Origin of the sequence: Shouchella rhizosphaerae (genome assembly GCF_036700015.1) — a bacterium.
GTDB lineage: Bacteria > Bacillota > Bacilli > Bacillales > Bacillaceae_D > Shouchella > Shouchella rhizosphaerae.
Map to the genome: position 1 here is coordinate 2,887,330 of NZ_CP144921.1, position 19,286 is coordinate 2,906,615.

A 19,286-nucleotide genomic window follows, 5' to 3' on the forward strand; every position below is an offset into this window, starting at 1 on the left:
GAAGAAAAAAAGATTGTTTATTGGCCAGGTTCGTCTAAAATAAAAGACAATAAGACAATTGTGTATAACGGATAAATCCGTAAAGGAGTGTGACTCTGTTGCGTAGATCTCTTAAAGATGTGGCGGTGCCAATTGCCGATCAACCAAAAAACAGCGAGTGGCGGCTGCCTGAAGACACATTGATTGCACAGTTGCCGCCGTTGTTAGAACCAAAAGACATTTATACGGTAGATCACATGAACAACGTGGTTGGGATTGTCAAAAAACAAGTGTTGGCCAATGTTTTGCTAGAAGAGCTAAAGCGCACAAATGCTTTTTTACAAACAATGATGGAAGCGATGGATGACGCAGTCACCATGGTTGATGAAGAACAGCGGATTATCCAAATTAACGCCAAATCAGAACAATTGTATGCGCTAACAAGCTGTGCCATTGCCGGCAAGCCTTTGCGCGATTACTTTGATGAGGAAGCGCTCGTGCTTTGGTCCGTTATGAAAGATAAACAACCAGTCGTCCATCAATACAACCAGCCGAAGCCTGGCTTGCATGTCATAGTGAATACGGTTCCAGTATTTGAAGGAGAAGCGTGCGTCGGCGGCCTCTCGATCGAACGGGACATTACAGATGTGGTTCGCTTAAATGAAGAATTATCGTCTAAAACCGCGTCTTTGCATCATTTGAATACGACTAGCGAAGATGAACCTTTTCAGAAAATCATCGGGCGCAGTGAACCGATTAGGCGGGCCATCCATCTTGCCGCTAAAGTGGCAAAAACAACGGCGAATGTTTTAATTACAGGCGAAAGCGGCGTTGGCAAGGAACTGTTCGCGGAGGGCATCCACCAGGCAAGTGACAGAGCAGAAAAACCGTTTATTGCCATTAATTGCGGCGCCATTCCTGCAGCGTTATTTGAAAGCGAATTATTTGGCTATGTGCAAGGCGCCTTTACTGGTGCCGCTAAAGGTGGCAAAAAGGGAAAACTCGATGCAGCCAAAGGAGGCACGCTATTTCTTGACGAAGTTGGAGAAATGCCTGCTGAATTGCAAGTAAAGCTGTTGCGTGTGCTGGAAGAACGAGCGTACTACCGAGTAGGCGGGCATGAAGCGATTCCGCTTGATGTCCGTATTGTGGCGGCAACGAACCGTGATTTAGAAAAGATGGTTGCGGAAGGCCGTTTTCGTGAAGATTTTTACTATCGTCTCCATGTCATTTCCATTTCCATTCCGCCTTTAAGAGAGCGCATAGAAGATTTACCTGAGCTCGTCCAATCTTTTTTACAGGAATTTGCCCAGCGCTATGAAAAACCGGTGCCTAAATTGGATCCAGAAGTACTATACGCGCTTAGGACGCAGAAATGGGAAGGAAACATTCGCCAATTGCGAAATTTAATCGAACGAATTGTGATTTTGAACGGCGACCACGAAGGGTCCGTTCATTGGTACCATTTGCCTGAATCGTACCAACAGAAATTGAAACACATGCCGTTGGCTTCAAAAGACAAGCCAAAAAAAGACGAGCGAATGGAAATCATCAATGCGCTAGAAAAAACATATGGCAACAAATCAGCTGCTGCAAAACTGTTAGGCATTTCACGGGCAACGTTATACAATAAATTAAAACACTACAAATTGTAAGCGGAAACTGTCTAAATAGACAAAAGTGTATAAACAAAAAATAGACACAATCTGTTCAAGATTGTGTCTAAGGTTGTTGACAAAGTCGATAACCTCTCTCAAAGGAGCAGTTAAAACATTTCTGAAATGGTTTTAGCTTGCATATGGAGAGTAAGGTAATCTGGTCCGCCTGCTTTTGAGTCGGTACCTGACATTTTAAAGCCACCGAATGGATGGTAGCCTACAATCGCCCCTGTGCAGTTACGGTTAAAGTAAAGGTTTCCGACGTGGAAATCCTGTTTAGCCTGCTCGATTTTTGCGCGGTTATTTGTTATTACAGCCCCAGTTAGCCCGTATTCTGTATTGTTGGCAATTTCGAGCGCTTCAGCAAATGTTGACGCCTTGCTAATGGCTAAGACAGGGCCGAAAATTTCTTCCTGCATGATCCGCGCTTTTGGATCAACATCGGCAAAAACGGTTGGGTGAATGAAGTAACCTTCTGCATCGTCGCTTTTGCCGCCAGCAACTAGTTTCCCTTCGGATTTGCCAATTTCAATATAACCTGTAATTTTGTCAAATGCCGCTTGGTCAATGACAGGCCCCATATAATAGTTCGTCGCATCTGCCGGGTTGCCAACGGTAAGCGCTTCTGTTTTTTCCACTACTTTTGCGACAACCTCGTCATAAAGGTCCTCATGGATGACTGCGCGTGAGCCCGCTGAACACTTTTGTCCAGAGAAGCCAAATGCGGAAATAACGATTGCTTCAACCGCCGTGTCAATATCGGCTTCATTGTCAACGACGACCGTGTCTTTCCCGCCCATCTCCACGATCACACGTTTCAAATGGTTTTGTCCGGCTTGGACGATTGCCGCTTTTTCATACAAGCGGACGCCGACATCCCGTGAACCTGTAAATGTGATAAGCGCGGTTTTAGGATGTTCAACAAGGTAATCGCCTACTTCACTGCCGCTTCCAGGGACGAAGTTAATAACCCCTTTCGGAACGCCAGCTTCTTCTAACACTTCGACAAATTTAGCAGCAACCACCGGTGTTGTGCTTGCAGGTTTAAGCAACACGGTATTGCCAGTGACAAGAGGAGCTACCGTTGTGCCTGCCATAATCGCAAACGCAAAGTTCCAAGGTGAAATAACAACGGTAACGCCAGTTGGTGTATAAATATAGCGGTTTAGTTCGCCTTCCCGGCTGTGAACAGACTTTCCTTCGGCTAATTCAACCATTTGCCGGGCATAATATTCCATAAAATCAATGCCTTCAGCAGTGTCTGCATCGGCTTCTTTCCAAGGTTTTCCGGCTTCTTTTATGAGCAGCGCCGTAAATTCATGTTTGCGGCGGCGCACAATTGCTGCTGCGCGGACAAGAATATTGGCGCGTTCTGCAGGCGCTACCGTTCTCCATGATTCAAACGCAGTGCTGGCGGCCTCAATCGCTTGCTCGGCATGCGCTTTTGTCGCTTTGCCTGTCGTACCAATCAATTCTTGTTTGTTCGCCGGGTTATAAGATGAAATCGTGTCATCCGTCTCAACGCGTTCGCCATTAATGACCAATGGGTAATGGCCGCCTAGGTTCGCCTCCACTTGCTTAATCGCTGTAAGCAGTTCTTGTTTGTTTGCCTCAATTGTAAAATCAGTAAATGGTTCATGCTTATAAGGGGTAAACATTGGCTAATTCCTCCTTAAAAATTAAATTCATGATGAATCATGCAAGATGCGTGCCAAATTAACATGGTTACAAAATCGATAACGGTGGCCTAGTGGGCTCATAAATGTGGGCGGGTGACCACTTGAATCATGAACGCATCGGTTCGCTGGCAGAAATACACGACATGTTTTTTCTATCATCCGGGTATACAAATAAAAAGTGGAGGAGGGGATCTTATGCGTAAACTGGCCGCACAAGTACTAACAATTGTGGCTGTCTATGGAGTCAAAAAAATGATTAACCGGTTTGTGCTTGAAGGCAAGTCGGCTAAAGCGCCAAAAGCGTAATCAGGAGGCTTATGCTTCCTGATTTTTTATGGAAACTTTAGTGGGAAATTACTTAAGTTAAAACAAGTTTAACCTTCGTAAGCTAATATAGAAGAAAAAGGAGGCGAAAATGGCTAAGAAAAATGTCTTTATTGGCGTGGTTAGTGTACTTATCATTCTTTTTTCAGAAGAAGCATATGCAGAGGAAACAACGATCCGTATTCTCCACACGAATGACGCCCATGGCCGTGCATTTGAAGGGGAATTAGATGGCATCGGTTATGCAAAAATGAAAACGCTGATCGCTGAAAACCGCGGAGAGCACTCGCTGTTAGTGGATGCAGGCGATACGTTCCACGGGACGACGTTTGCTTCTCTTGAGGAAGGGAGAACGATTGCAGATGTATTAAATGCAGTCGGTTACGATGCTTTTGTACCTGGAAACCATGATTTTAATTATGGGCTTGATCGATTGTATGAGCTTGAGGAAACAATTGATTTTCCAGTCATTGCTGCTAACCTCCTTAACGATGAAGAAGAGCCATTGTTTGAACCATTCATGCTGGAAGAATTCGATGATGTAACGGTCGGCATTTTTGGGTTAGCTACACCGGAAACTGCTTTCAAAACACATCCAAATCATGTCGCAGCGGTTACGTTTGAAGACCCATCAGCTGCTGCACAAAGAATGGTCGATCTTCTACAGCAAGAAGGCGCTGATGTCATTGTGGCGCTTGCCCATTTAGGCATTGATGAAACGAGTGAACACACAAGTCAGAAAGTAGCGGCTGAAGTCCAAGGGATTGACGTGATTATTGACGGGCACAGCCACTCGGAGTTGCCAACAGGACTTGCAGGAGAAAATGATACGCTCATTGCAAGCGCCGGGGAATATTTGCAAAACCTTGGCGTAGTCGATTTGGTGTTTGCAGATGGCATCCTTGTTGAAAAAAGCGCAAAGCTGATCCAGCAAAGTGAAGTAGAGGCGATCGAACCTGACGAAAAAATAGAGGCATTGCTGGCAGAGTTAGAAGAGGGGCAACAAGCCATTTTGGCTGAACCTGTCGGGCACACTGCCGTCGACTTAAATGGCGAGCGGGAGCATGTTCGAGTGGAAGAAACGAATTTAGGCAACTTCATTGCGGATGTGCTTCGTAACGCAACGGAGGCGGACATTGCCTTGACTAATGGAGGCGGCATCCGTGCTTCCGTTCAAGCAGGAATGATAACGAAAGGGGACTTAGTCGAGGTTTCCCCTTTTGGCAATTACGCCGTAACCATAGAAGTGACAGGTGCCCAACTGCGTAAAGTTTTGGAAAACGGAGTGAGTGGCTATCCAGAACCGAGCGGCGGTTTTCCGCAAATCAGCGGGTTTTCGTTTCAGTTCGATCCCAACAATAAACCTGGACAGAGAGTCCATTCTGTTCTCGTAAAAGGCAAGCCGCTGCAAGAAAACGAAACATACTTGCTTGCTACAAATGATTTTCTTGCTGCTGGCGGAGATGAATACACGGATTTGGCTAATGCACCGATTGTCAATGAATTTAGCGCAGTCGATGAATTGCTGATTGAGTACTTGCAAGACGCAGGCGAAATCGCTCCTAAAAGAGAAGGCAGAATTCAAATGGCAGCCATACCAGCAGAAACACAAGCACCTTTACATGCTGAATACGTCATTCAGCCAGGAGATACGTTGTTTGAAATCGGCCTTCGTTTAAATGTTCAATGGCCAAAATTACTTGAAATGAACCCTGTAATTAGAGATGAAGATGTCATCTTCTCAGGAGAAACCATTCTTGTACCGCACACACGGACGTAACCACGTCCGTATTTTCAGACTGTAGAAAAACGCTCGCATACGTCGTCGTTTGTCTCGGTCATATGCTCATGAACCCCAGTTCTATTTGCATCTTCCCTCGCCTGCACTCCTCGTCTGACAAGCGTTTTCTATCAGTCTGAGGTTATCGACTTGTCGATAACCTTTACGGACGTATCCACGTCCGTACTTTTTTAATGTTTAATTGTAAAGTCAACTAGACAAAAAGTAAAATGTACTATACAATAAAAGCAGAATTGAATCGAGAAGGTGGACTATGGAGATTGAAAACAGGGTAAAAGTATTGCGTGCTGAAAAACGAATGACACAGGGAGAACTAGCCGAGGCAGTGGGGGTGACAAGGCAAACGATTGTTGCCTTGGAAAAAGGGCGGTATTCACCTTCATTATTGCTCGCTTTTCAAATAGCGAAGCAATTTGAATTACCTGTAGAAGATGTGTTTTTTTTAACTGAAGAGGAGTGATCGAATTTGAAATGGTGGTTTACGATCGTAAGTTTAGTGGTTACAATCGGGTTGTTTACATGGCAGCTCGTTGAATATTTCCGTGGCTTTGGGGAGATTGAAACAGCAACAGGTTCATGGGAAATGTCAATTAATATACTTCCAATGACTATTTTAATTATTGGCGCGATCATTTACGGGATTGTGAGCGTTTATTTAAAGAAAAAAGGTATCATGTTCCAAAAAGGGCTGTTGATGCCTCCAGAGTTTTCGGAGCGTGATGAGCGTGAGAAAGAAATCACTGCTAATGCTTGCCGTACTGCTTATTTAAGCATGTATATTATCTATCCCGTCCTAGCGGCCTTACTTGTTGTTTATCCGTTGGTGCAAACGAAACTGCCGTACTTGCCGATCATTCTTGTTATGGCAGGGCCGCTTTTGCAGGCATCTGTTTATATGGTTTCATGGCGAAAAGGGTATTTGTCTTAATGCTGGCTTTAATTCAAAAGAAGGGACAGGTCTAACATGAAGGAACGTTGCGCGCTTCTTATTATTGATATGATTAATCCGTTTGATTTTGACGATGCTGATAAGCTATTGCCAGATGCAAAGAACTGCGCGAAAGCGATTGCTAACTTAAAGGCAATACTACGCGCCAAAGAATGGCCAATCATTTATGTTAACGACAATTATGGCGATTGGCAATCGGAATTTACACAGGTCTATAATCATATTGTCAACAATCGTTTGCCAGGAGCACCAATTGCGAAGCTGCTTGCTCCTGATACAGAGGACTATTCGGTGTTAAAACCCCAATTCTCGGGGTTTTTCGCTTCTCCTTTAGACATGCTTTTAAGGGAGCTTAATATTCAGACACTCATTTTGACAGGAGTAGTTGGCAACATGTGCGTCGAGTTTACGGCCAACGATGCCTACATGCGCGATTATCAGCTGCTTATCCCTAAAGACGGTTTTGCCTGTTTTACAGAAGAAGAGTACGACGCTTCATTAAACCATTTCACCACGGTTTTGAAGGCGGATGTGTCTTCCTCAAAAGAACTGCAAAAACGCCTAAACCGATAAAAGAATTGACGCAGAAGTGAATTTTAGTAAAATAGAATTGTTAGCACTCTAAACAAACGAGTGCTAAAAGATTCGTGATTGGATGGAAGGGAGCGCTCTTTTAATGGAAAAGAAGCAATTTCAAGCTGAATCAAAGCGTTTGTTAGAAATGATGGTCAATTCCATTTACTCGCAGAAGGAGATTTTTCTGCGCGAACTGATCTCAAATGCAAGTGATGCAATTGACAAAATGTATTATCGCTCGTTAACGGATGACTCGCTTTCATTTGAAAAAGACCGCTATGCGATTTATGTAGAGGCGGATAAAGATAACCGCAAGCTTGTAATGAAAGACACAGGGATTGGCATGACGAAAGAAGAGCTCGAAGCCAATTTAGGTACGATTGCCAAAAGTGGTTCACTCGCTTTTAAAAAAGAAACGGAAATTGAAGACGGCCACGACATTATTGGCCAATTTGGCGTTGGTTTTTACGCTGCCTTTATGGTCGCTGATAAAGTGACTGTCATTACACGGTCCATTGATAGCGACCAAGCTTATAAATGGGAATCGGATGGCACAGATGGGTATACAATTGAACCGGCTGAAAAAGAAGATGTCGGCACGGTCATCACACTCCACATAAAAGAAAATACGGATGATGAATCCTATGATGAATACTTAGAGGAGTACCGTATAAAAGCAATTATTAAAAAGTACTCTGATTTTATCCGCTATCCAATCAAAATGAATGTAACAGTAAGCAAACCAAAAGAAGACAATGAAGACGAATATGCAGAGTACCAGGAAGAGCAAACGATTAACAGCATGGTGCCGATTTGGCGCAAAAACAAAAGTGAGCTAAAAGACAGCGATTATGAACAGTTTTATCAAGACAAGCGTTACGGTTTTGATAAGCCCCTTGAACATATTCATGTATCAGTAGATGGCGCTATCCGTTACAACGCGATTTTATTTATCCCAGAGCATACGCCGTTTGATTATTACTCCAAAGAGTATGAAAAAGGCTTAGAGCTTTATGCCAACGGCGTGTTGATTATGGAAAAATGCGCAGAGCTTTTACCTGACTACTTCAGTTTTGTGAAAGGGATGGTTGATTCAGAAGACCTTTCACTCAATATTTCTAGGGAAATGCTCCAGCATGACAGGCAACTAAAGCTGATCGCTAAAAATATTAAGTCAAAAATCAAGAGCCAGCTGAAAACAATGCTGAAGAAAGAGCCGGACAAATACGAGAAGTTTTATAAAGCGTTCGGGCGCCAATTAAAATTTGGCGTGTACAATGACTTTGGTGCCAATAAAGACGACTTGCAAGACTTGCTGCTCTTCTATTCCTCAACAGAGAAAAAACTAGTGTCGTTAAGCGATTATGTATCGCGGATGAAAGAAGGGCAAACGTACATTTATTATGCGACGGGCGAGTCGAACGAACGAATCGCCAAACTGCCGCAGACGGAAATGGTAGCTGACCAAGGCTATGAAATTCTCTATTTCACTGAAGATGTAGATGAGTTCGCGATTAAAATGCTCCGTTCTTATGATGAAAAAGAATTTATGTCTGTCTCCAGCGCCGATTTGGATATTGAAACTGACGAAAAGCAAGAGGAAGAGACGAACAGCGAAGAGAACAAAAAACTATTTGAGAAAATGAAAAGCATTTTAGATGGAAAAGTAAAAGATGTACGCACGTCCAAACGTTTAAAAAGCCATCCTGTCTTTTTAGCTGCAGATGGTGAGATTACGTTAGAAATGGAAAAAGTTTTACAAGCAATGCCAGACAACCAAAATGTAAAAGCGGAAAAAGTATTGGAAATCAACCCAAACCATGACGTCTTTCATTCCTTGAAACAAGCATATGAGGAAGACGAAGACAAATTAAAGCTATATACCAACTTGCTATACAACCAAGCGCTCCTTATTGAAGGGCTGCCTCTTGAAGACCCAGTCGAATTCTCACAAAACATGTGCAAAGTCATGGTTTAACATCCGTCTTTTGGTAAAGCCTGCCGATGATCAATGTCGGCAGGCTTTTTCAATAGAGACGAAATTCACGATAAAAAGATTTGCAATTGGGACTTTTTTTAGTAGCCTTGCCTCTGAGAAACGACCTGTTTACCCTGGAGGCGTGGGAAGACCATTTTCATAGAAAGGGTGATTGTATGTCCACAGTGGAAAGGAAAAAGGGGATCTTCCAACGTTTTCTTGATGGGATTGAAAAAGCAGGCAATAAGTTGCCACATCCAGTGACGCTATTTGCGATTCTTGCTGTTCTTGTCGTGGTCATATCTAGCGTTGTAGCAAGTTTTGGCATTTCAGTCGAGGATCCAGCTAATCCTGGAGAAACGATTGCCGTAAAAAACTTGCTGAGCGGTGAAGGCATTTCCTATATTTTCACGAGTATGGTTGACAACTTTATTGGCTTCGCCCCATTAGGCGTCGTACTCGCAACGATGCTCGGTATCGGAATCTGTGAACGCAGCGGTTTGATTAGTGCCGGATTAAGAGGCTTTGTGCTCTCGATTCCAAACCGCCTCATCACGGCAGGCCTCGTTTTTGCGGCAGTGATGTCAAGCGTTGCCTCGGATGCGGGTTACGTGGTGCTCCCTCCTTTAGGCGCTGTCATTTACGCAGCACTTGGCAGACATCCACTAGCAGGGCTTGCCACTGCGTTTGCCGGCGTCTCCGGTGGGTTTAGCGCCAACTTGCTTTTATCGGCGACCGACCCAATGCTTGGCGAATTAACGATGCAAGCAGCCGCGACAGTAGACCCAGTTTACGCTGAACAAATGAATAACGCGATGAATTACTGGTTTATTATCGTATCAACGATTTTGATTACGATTGTTGGTACGATTGTTTCCGAAAAGATTGTGGAGCCTCGGTTAGGCACTTATAAAGGTGACTATACAGGCGAGTTAGAACGCTTAAAACCAATCGAGAAAAAAGGCATGTTTTATGCTGGCATCGCTTTTGCTGTTTCTGCTGCCTTAATCAGTTTGCTTGTTGTGCCAGAATGGGGACCGATGCGGGGCACGGGCGACCAACCGATCGTCGTTTCACCGTTTATGGACTCTCTCGTTGTGATTATTTTGTTGCTCTTCCTCATACCAGGGCTTGTTTACGGGATTGTAACGAAAAACATTAAAAGCGATAAAGATGTGGCGAAGCAAATGACAGACACGATGGCATCAATGGGCATGTTTATTGTCCTCGCTTTTACAGCTGGCCAATTCGTCGCTTACTTTTCTGAATCGAACTTAGGTTTATTTTTAGGGATTTTAGGTGGTGAAATGCTGACTTCCTTGAATTTAGACGGCATTCCAGTGGTCATTGGCTTTATTTTAATCACCGCCTTCATTAATTTGTTTGTCGGCAGCGCATCGGCAAAATGGGCGATGATGGCACCTGTGTTTGTACCGATTATGATGCAAATTGGCTACTCGCCTGAGTTGGCGCAAGCGACTTATCGCGTCGCAGACTCGGCCACCAATATCATTACGCCACTGATGACCTATTTCGCCATTGTCATTGCTTTTGCCCAGAAATATGATAAAAATATGGGGATTGGTACACTGATTTCAGTTATGCTGCCCTTTTCGATTTGGTTCTTAATTTCATGGTCATTGCTGTTAATCGTCTGGATTTTTACTGGCCTTCCATTAGGGCCAAATGCGCCTATTTATATGCCTTAATTGTGAAAGCGGTTGCCGTATAAAGGAGTTTGGTTGCGGTGGAACGAATAGTAGAAGGGACGACGCATTTGAAAGGAAGATAAAATTGAAGCCAACCTCAAGCGAGCCAATTGATCTTTTTTCCGATCAATTTCACCAGCAGCCCTATACGTATTACAAAGATATTCGGGAACAAACCGGATTTGCGAAAGTCATGCTGCCTTATGGAATCCCGGCTTGGATGGCTTTCCATTACGACGTGGCGGAAGCGGTGTTAAAGGATGAGCGGTTTATTAAAGATGCACGTACTGTTTTTCCAGATGAAGTTTCGGACGAACAAATGCTGCCGATAAGCAAGAGCATGCTGTTTGTCGATCCTCCAGACCATAAGCGGCTTAGGGGCCTTATTCAAAAAGGGTTTACCCCAAAGCGGATTTCCAGGCTAAAAGGCAGAATCGATGCTATCGCGATGGAACAAGCGCGCCGGATTAAGCAAAAAAAGCGCTTTGACCTTGTCGAAGAATATGCTTTTCCAATCCCGATTATCGTCATTTGCGAGCTGCTCGGCATCCCTGATTCTGACCGCGATAAATTCCAATATTGGTCAAAGTTAATCGTTGATCTTGATAACGATGGATACGGCGAGTCTTCTACAGTGCAGGAGGGCATGGACGACTTTCTTGCTTACTTGCAAGCGTTGATTCATGCCCGGCGCCAAGACCCGCGAGAGGACCTCTTATCTGATTTAATCCGCGCCGAGGAAGATGGTGACCGATTAACGACAAATGAACTTTATGGTGTTGTCATGCTCCTCATTGTTGCTGGCCATGAGACAACCGTTAATTTGATTGCAAATGGGATGTTGGCACTGCTTATGCATCCAGACCAGTTGGCGTTGTTGAAAAACGACGATCAACTAATCCCTCAAGCAGTTGAAGAGTTGCTTCGCTATAACAGTCCCGTTGAATTTAGCACAGACCGATGGGCTCGTGAATCATTTTCGTTTATGGGGAAAGATATAAAAAAGGGAGACTTCGTCATTGTGTCGCTTGCTTCTGCCAATCATGATGAAGCGCTTGTTGAACATCCTGATAAGCTGGATATCACTAGAGAAAAAAGCCCCCATTTATCATTTGGAAAAGGAATCCATTATTGTTTAGGCGCTCCGCTTGCACGATTGGAAGCAGAATCGGCGATCCGTGTCCTTTTAGAAGAATGTCCTGACATACGTCTAGGCGTGGAACCAGCCGAGTTAGCGTGGCGGCAAAGCTTAATCATTAGAGGATTAGAAAATTTGCCTGTGGAAACAGGTTAAGCAGGGCACTGCCAAGCAGTGTCCTGCTTCAGCATGCTTATTTTGGGGTTGGCAAGAGTTATGGACGGCGTTTTAACGCATAAATATCACGTTCGTGGTTAATGAGTTTTTCTTTAATAAAGTCAAACGTAGTAGAGGCATGTTCTGCATGTTTTTGTAATTGGGCAGTTATGACTTTTTGTTCAGCCATATCCTTTTTTAAGATAGAAACATCACTTTTTAAGATAGCGACATCGTCTTTTAACGTGGCAACATCCCCTTTGATTTCCCGCAATTGGCTGTTAACTTCCCGAAATGCAGTCATGACTTGCTTAAATTGGTCGTTTGTCATTTTCTTCACCTCCTCTCGGTTTAGTATAATGGAAAAGGAAGGACAAGAACAGCAAAAAAGAAGCTATTTAGCGATAAGCCAAAACCTCCTTTTCTTAAAAAATGTACTAGATTGGCTTGCCTGATTCATGAAAGTAAGCTATATTTGTAAGTGCTTACATATAGTCATCTGATGACCATATGATATAATCATTATGGTAGAGGGGGAGAAAGGATGGGGTTTTGGTCGCTTGCGCTTTTAGCGCTGACGCCAATTTTAACAGTGTTGTTGCTTCTTGTTCTTTTGGGGTGGCCTGCTAAGCGGGCGATGCCGCTTGCTTTTCTAATGACAGGCTTAGTTGCCATTTTCTTTTGGGGTGTACCATATAACTATGTGGCGGCCGCAAGCACAAAAGGGATTATTACGGCTATAGAAGTGCTATTTATTGTGTTCGGCGCTGTATTAATGCTCAATACATTGCGAGAAAGTGGCGCAATCCACACCATTCGTGCTGGATTTACAACTATTACGCCTGATAGGCGGATACAAGCTATTATTATTTGCTGGCTGTTCGGCTCGTTCATTGAGGGGGCATCTGGCTTCGGCACACCTTCGGCCATACTTGCACCGCTTCTTGTCGCTATTGGCTTTCCAGCGATGGCTGCGGTCCTGTCGGCTCTTATTATCCAATCAACGCCAGTTTCGTTTGGCGCTGTCGGCACGCCGATTTTAATTGGAGTGAACTCTGGGCTCTCGGGAGCGCCCAATGTGGCTGAACAGGCGGCGGCACTTGGAATGACGACCGACGAATTTATTCGTTCTATCGGTGGCGAAGTGGCGATATTCCATGGGATGATCGGTGTGTTTTTGCCATTAGTGTTGGTCATGATGCTTACTTTGTTCTTTGGTGAGAAACGCTCCATTTGGGCTGGATTGGAAGTGTGGAAGTTTGCGCTGTTTGCCGGTTTAGCATTTACGGTCCCTTACGCCTTGATCGCCAATGTACTCGGTCCAGAATTTCCGTCGCTTTTCGGTGGGCTAATTGGGTTAGCAATTGTTGTTCCTGCCGCTAAAAAAGGATGGTTCATGCCAAAAAAGAGCTGGGATTTTCCTCCTCTTTCCAAATGGGAACAGGACTGGATGGGAATGCTTTCGGCAGATCCTCTTACTAAACCGACCATTTCAATGTTTAAAGCGTGGTTTCCGTATATACTCATTGGCTTTATCCTAGTCATTACTCGCATGGAGGCGCTTCCTTTTGGCGCTGCTTTAAAAAAAGTAGCGATTACCATTGAACAAGTGTTTGGAACGACGATTGACATTTCCAGCACTCCGTTGTTTTTACCAGGAACGATTATGGTAGCTGTGTCGGTCGTTGGTTATTTTCTTTACAAGATGGATCGCTCTTCTTACCGTACGGCAGTAAGCAACTCGGCAAAAATGATTGTCAGTGCCGCACCAGCACTTTTGTTTGCCGTGCCAATGGTGCAAGTGTTTATTAACTCTGGCGTCAATGCAAATGGGTATGAGTCGATGCCGCTCTTGCTGGCTGAAGGCGTGTCAAAAATGGTTGGCGAGCATTGGCCAGTCGTAGCGCCAGTTATTGGCGCGCTAGGCGCATTTATAGCCGGAAGCAATACGATCAGCAATATGATGTTTGCCTTGTTCCAATTTGGGGCGGCAGAAAATGTCGGCATTTCTCCTGCTACGATCGTTGCTTTGCAAGCTGTTGGCGGAGCAGCAGGAAACATCATTTGTGTCCATAACGTTGTGGCAGCAGCGGCAGCGGCAGGGATTATTGGCAAAGAAGGCGTACTTATTAGAAAAGTGTTGCTTCCGCTAACATATTATCTCGTTTTTGCTGGTGGGCTAGGCTACGTAGCCATACATGGGTTTGGGCTTCATATCGGCACGTTGTTTGTGGCAACTGTCTTACTTGTTTTTCTAATCATGATCCTCAAATACCAGCGTAAAGCCAAATTGGCCAACATAGAAAACAACAAAAAAGTATCAACGCTATAAGGGGATGGTAATGTGAACGTTTCGCTATTCGTCACATGTCTAGCGGACATTTTTTATCCAGGTGTTGGGAAAGACACTGTAGAAGTGCTTGAACGCCATGGGTGTAACGTCAAATTTCCAGAAAACCAGATTTGCTGCGGGCAACCGGCATTTAACAGCGGTTATCATGAAGATACGAAAAAAGCAGCCAAACATACTATTGAAACGTTTGCCGATGCCGATTATGTTGTACTGCCGTCAGGGTCCTGCGCTGCTATGCTCCTCGAATACAAGGAACTATTTGCAGACGATCCTGAGTGGGAAAAACGAGCAGAAGAGCTTGCAAGCAAAACGTATGAACTGACCCAATTCCTTGTCCGCGTCCTAAAAGTCGAAGACATTGGCGCAGTTTGCCATAAAAAAGCGACATACCATACCTCTTGCCATATGTCGCGGTTATTAAGGGAAACAGAGGCACCCTTTTCTTTGTTGGAACAAGTAAAGGGCCTTGAGCTGGCTCCACTGGCAAACAAGGAGTCGTGCTGTGGCTTTGGCGGTACATTTTCAGTCAAAATGTCTGCAATTTCGGAACAAATGGTGGAAGAAAAAGTCGGCCATATCGAAGCCACAGGTGCTGACCTGCTTATTGGCGCCGATTGCGGTTGTTTGATGAACATTGGCGGGCGGATCGAACGAAACGGCAAAACGATTGAAGTAAAGCATATTGCCCAAGTCTTAAATAGCAAGGAGTGAGGAATGTGGCCATTAAAATAAGCGATGCCCCTTTTTCAAAACGGGTTGAAAAAGGGCTCCAAGACGGTTTTATGCGCCAAGCGGTCAGCTCGGCCCAGGAACGGCTGAAAACATCAAAAGGTTCAGCGGAAAAGGAGCTTGGCAATTGGGAGGAGTGGCGCACACTCGCAGAAGAAATCCGCTCACACACGCTCAATCATATTGATTTTTATTTGCACCAGCTTAGCGAAAACGTTGAGAAGGCGGGAGGACATGTTTATTTTGCGCAAACGGCTGAAGAAGCGAATCAGTATATCAAGGAAATTGTAAGCAGCAAAGAAGCGCAAAAAGTCGTCAAATCCAAATCGATGGTAACCGAAGAAATTAGCATGAACAATGCGCTCGAAGACATTGGCTGCGAAGTCATTGAAACCGACCTGGGGGAGTACATTTTACAAATAGACGACCATGATCCCCCTTCCCATATCGTCGCGCCAGCATTGCACAAAAATAAAGAACAGATCCGTGATACGTTTAAAGCCCGCAAAGGTTATACAAAGTCAGAGAATCCCCAAGAGCTGACGTTGTTTGCTCGTGAACAGCTCCGCAAAGAGTTTTTGTCAGCAGATGTGGGCATTACAGGCTGCAATTTTGCCGTAGCAGAATCAGGAAGCATTTCGTTGGTCACGAATGAGGGAAATGCCCGCCTCGCGACCGCACTGCCTAAAACACATATTGCCGTTATGGGGATGGAACGGATTGTGCCGACATGGGAAGAACTTGACATTTTAGTTAGCATGCTTTGCCGAAGTGCAGTCGGCCAAAAATTAACGAGTTATGTGACAGGCCTCACAGGTCCTCGTGAAGATGGCGATGCCGATGGTCCTGAAGAGTTTCACCTCGTCATTGTCGATAATGGGCGCTCCAATATTCTCGGCACTGAATTCCAAGCAGCGCTTCATTGCATCCGCTGCGCAGCTTGCATCAATGTCTGCCCTGTGTACCGCCACGTCGGCGGTCATTCCTACGGCTCGATTTATCCAGGGCCGATTGGGGCAGTATTAACACCGTTGTTGGAAGGGTATGAAGACCACAAAGAGTTGCCTTACGCGTCAAGCTTATGTGCGGCTTGCACGGATGCGTGCCCTGTCAAAATTCCCCTTCACGAACTGTTAATTAAGCATCGTCGCGTTATCGCCGAACAAAAGCGGACTGCGCGAACGGAGGCGTTGGCGATGAAAGGGTTTGGAATTGGTGCAAGTTCGCCTATGTTGTATAAGGCTGGAACCAAAGTAGTGCCATTTTTGCTGTTCCCGTTTGTAAAGGATGGCGCAATTCCAAAAGGGCCAGGGCCGCTAAAAGGTTGGACAGATGTCCGCCATTTGCCAGCTCCGGCCAAAGAACGGTTCCGTGATTGGTTTAAAGCACGGCAAAAGGAGGGGTCGCATGATTAAAAACCGCGATTCTTTTCTTGACCATGTGGCCAATCAACTTGGCCGGCCTCGCCAAACAGAAGGGGTGTTACGGCCAAATTATCGAGTTTCCCCTCAATTTGAAGTATTAAAAAACGCTTCAAAAGATGAGTTGGTCACAGTGCTGAAAGAACAATGCGTGGCGATTCATACAGACTTTAAACAAGTGGAGAGCGGCCAGTTAGAGACGGCACTTGATGAAACAATCGACATGTATGGAGCGAAATCGGTCATTGCTTGGGATGACCGTCGTTTTCATGAGTTTGGCCTCGGCTCCTTTTTGACACGCCCCTCTGTTTCATTATGGGACAATCGTGACAGCAAACGTTCAATCGAGCAGGCTGAAAAAGCAGACGTAGGCATTACCTTTTCCGATATCACTCTTGCTGAGTCGGGAACAGTGACATTGTTTAGCAGCAATGGCAAAGGGCGTTCTGTCAGTTTGTTGCCGCGCTATTATATCGCGATCATCCCGAAAAGCACGCTAGTAGCGCGGATGACGCAAGCGGCGCGCCACATTCGGCAACTAACAGGCGAAGGACGCCTCCCATCATGTATCAATTTTATTTCAGGGCCAAGCAACAGTGCGGATATTGAAATGAGTTTAGTAGTTGGCGTGCACGGCCCGCTAAAAGCGTGCTATATAGTAGTCGACGACAAGTAAAAAACACCCAAGGCCAGCGCGTTACCGCTGGCCTTTTAGTTGTTAAATGTTGCTTCAGGTAGAAGAAGGATACTGCAGATGCTTTTTACTAGTCAGCAAAAGGATGTTGCTCGTTTGCATATGCTATACTTAAAGCGAGAAGTTGCAAATGAGGTGTCTGCTATGTCCTTAAAACAAGTAAAGTCTAAAAAAGTGTCCGAACTAATCCGCGACCAACTCGAGGACATGATTCGGAGCGGCGATATTCAACCAGGAGAAAAACTCGATTCAGTTGAAAAGCTGTCGACGACATTTCAAGTAAGTCGATCAGCCGTTAGGGAAGCATTGAGCGCATTGCGTGCAGTCGGGCTTGTGACGATCCGCCAAGGAGAAGGCACATTTGTTAATAAATTCGATTTTTCAAGTATGGTCAAACCAGTCGGCATCAAGGGCGTTTTGTCGAATAAAGAGAAACAGGATTTATTCCAAGTGCGAAAAATTCTCGAAGTCGGCGTCGCGAGTTTGGCGGCTGAAAACCGCAGCGCTGACCATCTTGCCAAGATCGAAGAGGCGCTTTCGCAAATGGCCAAGGCAGAAGCTGGCAAGGATTTAGGCGAGGAGGCCGATGTTCGATTTCATCTCGCCTTGGCCGAGGCGACAGAAAACGATTTGCTGATGGAAATGATGCAAAAGTTGTCTGACACGCTCGTGATGACCATGTATGAAAGCCGAAAAATCAGCCTTTACGCCGAAACACAAACGCTTAAACAGCTTCATGATGAGCATGAGCAAATTTATAAGGCGGTGGAAGCGCAAGACAAAGACAAAGCCCACCAGGCGATGATGGTTCATTTAGTCAATGTCGAACAAGCATTAATGGAATATGATAAGCAAAAACAAGAGGACGACAGCCAGTAAATTGAGCAAGCCGCGCAAAAGCGGCTTGCTCTTCGTTTTGTTTAAAGGGTGCTTGGTACGAGGTTAAAGCAGCGTTTGTAAATCCATTCATAATCAGCAAGCGTCAAGTCACGAGGATTTCCGATGGTTTGTGGATCTTTCAACGCTTCTTCGGCCCAACGGCTAATTTGTGTTTTGTCAACACCTTGGTCTTCAAGCGATGGGATTTCCAGCTCTTCAACTAACTCATACATATAGCGGACTGCTGCCTTGGCCGCCTCAATGGTTGTCATAGCCGTTGTGTTTAGGCCGAATGCTTGGGCAATGCGGGCAAAACGTTCAGGCGCTCCTTTCCAGTTGAATTCCATGACCGGTCCCATCATCGCTGCCACACATTGTCCATGAGCTACAGGGACGATGCCGCCAAGGGATTGGCTCATTGCGTGGGCGGCCCCAGCAGACTCACTGCCATAGGAAAGCCCCGCTAACATTGCTGCTTGTGCCATTCCATAGCGTGCTTCCAAGTCGTCACCATCTGCAAAAGCACGGCGTATATAGGTGGCTGCATATTCGATCGCCAATAAAGCGACAGCATCTGTAACCGGTTGTGCATATTTCATCGTGTAGCACTCAATGGCATGGGCTATGGCATCAATGCCTGTCATCGCTGTGACATGAGGAGGCATCGAAGTATGCAATTGTGGATCAATAATGGTTACGTGTGCAGCAATAAGAGGGCCGCCTGTATTAAATTTGTATTTCCGTTGTTCATCCGTAATGACTGCCCATTGCGTTACTTCCGAACCTGTTCCGGCAGTGGTTGGAACAGTTGCCAATGGTGGAATTCGCCGTTCAAGCGGCTTCTTGCCCTCTGCTGCTTCGTAATCAAGGACTGTGCCTTCGTGTGTCACTTCCACGCCAATTGCTTTAGCTGTATCCATAGAAGAGCCGCCGCCGACAGCCACTAAGCCGTCGCAGCGATGTTCCGCATAAACGCTGGAACCTTTGGCGATTAATCGTGTTGGTGGATTGGGCTCGACTTCGTTGAAAAGGACGACGTCAATGCCCGCTTTCTCGAGGCTTTGTTCGACTGGTCTTGTAATGCCTGCGTTGTAAATGCCAGGGTCCGTCACAAGCAATATTTTTTTGGAACCAAGGGCGCGGACTTCTTCGCCAAGGTGGGAGATAGCGCCAATGCCATGCTTAATAGCGGTCGGCACTTCAAAAGTATGGTAGTTTAACATTGATTCAATTTTCATATGCATGCTCATGTTTATCGCTCCT

16 protein-coding genes are annotated in these 19,286 nt (G+C 45.3%); 13 read left to right on the forward strand and 3 right to left on the reverse strand.

Annotated features, from left to right (window positions below):
• Nucleotides 1–98: 98 nt before the first annotated feature.
• The gene (locus tag V5G21_RS14345; protein ID WP_095326926.1) at nucleotides 99–1,634 is read left to right on the forward strand and encodes a sigma-54 interaction domain-containing protein; all 1,536 of its coding nucleotides are present in this window, start codon (nucleotides 99–101) and stop codon (nucleotides 1,632–1,634) included.
• Nucleotides 1,635–1,744: 110 nt separating this feature from the next.
• Here the strand turns inward: V5G21_RS14345 and pruA are convergent, their stop codons facing one another.
• Entirely contained in the window at nucleotides 1,745–3,295 is a 1,551-nt protein-coding gene (gene pruA, locus V5G21_RS14350; RefSeq protein WP_035204751.1) for an L-glutamate gamma-semialdehyde dehydrogenase, read from the reverse strand.
• A gap of 436 nt (nucleotides 3,296–3,731) precedes the next feature.
• On the opposite strand from pruA, the gene V5G21_RS14355 reads away from it, so the two are divergent.
• The 7 genes from V5G21_RS14355 to V5G21_RS14385 all read left to right on the forward strand — a co-directional run bounded on the left by V5G21_RS14355 (nucleotide 3,732) and on the right by V5G21_RS14385 (nucleotide 11,947).
• Complete coding sequence (locus tag V5G21_RS14355; RefSeq protein ID WP_338464858.1) at nucleotides 3,732–5,420, forward strand: 5'-nucleotidase C-terminal domain-containing protein; 1,689 nt, start codon at nucleotides 3,732–3,734, stop codon at nucleotides 5,418–5,420.
• Between the two features lie 274 nt (nucleotides 5,421–5,694).
• Nucleotides 5,695–5,901 carry a helix-turn-helix transcriptional regulator gene (locus V5G21_RS14360; protein WP_011245822.1) on the forward strand — a complete coding sequence of 69 codons (207 nt, stop codon included), beginning with the start codon at nucleotides 5,695–5,697 and terminating at the stop codon, nucleotides 5,899–5,901.
• Between the two features lie 6 nt (nucleotides 5,902–5,907).
• Nucleotides 5,908–6,369 (forward strand): hypothetical protein, encoded by a 462-nt coding sequence (locus tag V5G21_RS14365; protein WP_011245823.1) that lies wholly within the window; start codon nucleotides 5,908–5,910, stop codon nucleotides 6,367–6,369.
• 36 nt (nucleotides 6,370–6,405) lie between these two features.
• The gene (locus tag V5G21_RS14370) at nucleotides 6,406–6,963 is read left to right on the forward strand and encodes a cysteine hydrolase family protein (protein ID WP_011245824.1); all 558 of its coding nucleotides are present in this window, start codon (nucleotides 6,406–6,408) and stop codon (nucleotides 6,961–6,963) included.
• A 103-nt stretch (nucleotides 6,964–7,066) separates the two neighbouring features.
• Entirely contained in the window at nucleotides 7,067–8,944 is a 1,878-nt protein-coding gene (htpG, locus tag V5G21_RS14375; protein WP_011245825.1) for a molecular chaperone HtpG, read from the forward strand.
• Between the two features lie 176 nt (nucleotides 8,945–9,120).
• On the forward strand, nucleotides 9,121–10,653 hold the full coding sequence (locus V5G21_RS14380) for an AbgT family transporter (protein ID WP_095316685.1): 1,533 nt from the start codon (nucleotides 9,121–9,123) through the stop codon (nucleotides 10,651–10,653).
• An 85-nt stretch (nucleotides 10,654–10,738) separates the two neighbouring features.
• Entirely contained in the window at nucleotides 10,739–11,947 is a 1,209-nt protein-coding gene (locus tag V5G21_RS14385) for a cytochrome P450 family protein (RefSeq protein WP_095237135.1), read from the forward strand.
• Nucleotides 11,948–12,005: 58 nt separating this feature from the next.
• Here V5G21_RS14385 and V5G21_RS14390 read toward each other — a convergent pair whose 3' ends face one another.
• Nucleotides 12,006–12,278, reverse strand: a complete 273-nt coding sequence (locus tag V5G21_RS14390; protein WP_011245828.1) for a hypothetical protein — start codon at nucleotides 12,276–12,278, stop codon at nucleotides 12,006–12,008.
• A 213-nt stretch (nucleotides 12,279–12,491) separates the two neighbouring features.
• Here V5G21_RS14390 and V5G21_RS14395 point away from each other — a divergent pair, with 213 nt between their 5' ends.
• The 5 genes from V5G21_RS14395 (at nucleotide 12,492) to V5G21_RS14415 (ending at nucleotide 18,023) form a co-directional block, all read left to right on the forward strand.
• Nucleotides 12,492–14,279, forward strand: a complete 1,788-nt coding sequence (locus tag V5G21_RS14395) for an L-lactate permease (protein WP_338464859.1) — start codon at nucleotides 12,492–12,494, stop codon at nucleotides 14,277–14,279.
• A gap of 12 nt (nucleotides 14,280–14,291) precedes the next feature.
• Complete coding sequence (locus tag V5G21_RS14400) at nucleotides 14,292–15,011, forward strand: (Fe-S)-binding protein (RefSeq protein WP_338464860.1); 720 nt, start codon at nucleotides 14,292–14,294, stop codon at nucleotides 15,009–15,011.
• A 5-nt stretch (nucleotides 15,012–15,016) separates the two neighbouring features.
• On the forward strand, nucleotides 15,017–16,444 hold the full coding sequence (locus tag V5G21_RS14405; RefSeq protein ID WP_338464861.1) for a LutB/LldF family L-lactate oxidation iron-sulfur protein: 1,428 nt from the start codon (nucleotides 15,017–15,019) through the stop codon (nucleotides 16,442–16,444).
• The gene (locus tag V5G21_RS14410; protein ID WP_063609900.1) at nucleotides 16,437–17,126 is read left to right on the forward strand and encodes a LutC/YkgG family protein; all 690 of its coding nucleotides are present in this window, start codon (nucleotides 16,437–16,439) and stop codon (nucleotides 17,124–17,126) included. Before V5G21_RS14405 ends, V5G21_RS14410 begins: the two co-directional genes overlap by 8 nt.
• 162 nt (nucleotides 17,127–17,288) lie before the next feature.
• Nucleotides 17,289–18,023, forward strand: a complete 735-nt coding sequence (locus tag V5G21_RS14415; protein ID WP_181291301.1) for a FadR/GntR family transcriptional regulator — start codon at nucleotides 17,289–17,291, stop codon at nucleotides 18,021–18,023.
• 41 nt (nucleotides 18,024–18,064) lie between these two features.
• Here V5G21_RS14415 and V5G21_RS14420 read toward each other — a convergent pair whose 3' ends face one another.
• Nucleotides 18,065–19,273, reverse strand: a complete 1,209-nt coding sequence (locus V5G21_RS14420) for an iron-containing alcohol dehydrogenase (RefSeq protein ID WP_338464862.1) — start codon at nucleotides 19,271–19,273, stop codon at nucleotides 18,065–18,067.
• Nucleotides 19,274–19,286: the final 13 nt, after the last annotated feature.

Bases quoted from the DNA above. Each gene is read 5' to 3' on its own strand.
- V5G21_RS14395 (WP_338464859.1), top strand. From the start codon at position 12,492: ATGGGGTTTTGGTCGCTTGCGCTTTTAGCGCTGACGCCAATTTTAACA.
- V5G21_RS14420 (WP_338464862.1), bottom strand. From the start codon at position 19,273: ATGAGCATGCATATGAAAATTGAATCAATGTTAAACTACCATACTTTT.
- V5G21_RS14380 (WP_095316685.1), top strand. From the start codon at position 9,121: ATGTCCACAGTGGAAAGGAAAAAGGGGATCTTCCAACGTTTTCTTGAT.
- V5G21_RS14360 (WP_011245822.1), top strand. From the start codon at position 5,695: ATGGAGATTGAAAACAGGGTAAAAGTATTGCGTGCTGAAAAACGAATG.
- V5G21_RS14370 (WP_011245824.1), top strand. From the start codon at position 6,406: ATGAAGGAACGTTGCGCGCTTCTTATTATTGATATGATTAATCCGTTT.
- pruA (WP_035204751.1), bottom strand. From the start codon at position 3,295: ATGTTTACCCCTTATAAGCATGAACCATTTACTGATTTTACAATTGAG.
- V5G21_RS14355 (WP_338464858.1), top strand. From the start codon at position 3,732: ATGGCTAAGAAAAATGTCTTTATTGGCGTGGTTAGTGTACTTATCATT.
- V5G21_RS14410 (WP_063609900.1), top strand. From the start codon at position 16,437: ATGATTAAAAACCGCGATTCTTTTCTTGACCATGTGGCCAATCAACTT.
- htpG (WP_011245825.1), top strand. From the start codon at position 7,067: ATGGAAAAGAAGCAATTTCAAGCTGAATCAAAGCGTTTGTTAGAAATG.
- V5G21_RS14415 (WP_181291301.1), top strand. From the start codon at position 17,289: ATGTCCTTAAAACAAGTAAAGTCTAAAAAAGTGTCCGAACTAATCCGC.
- V5G21_RS14390 (WP_011245828.1), bottom strand. From the start codon at position 12,278: ATGACAAACGACCAATTTAAGCAAGTCATGACTGCATTTCGGGAAGTT.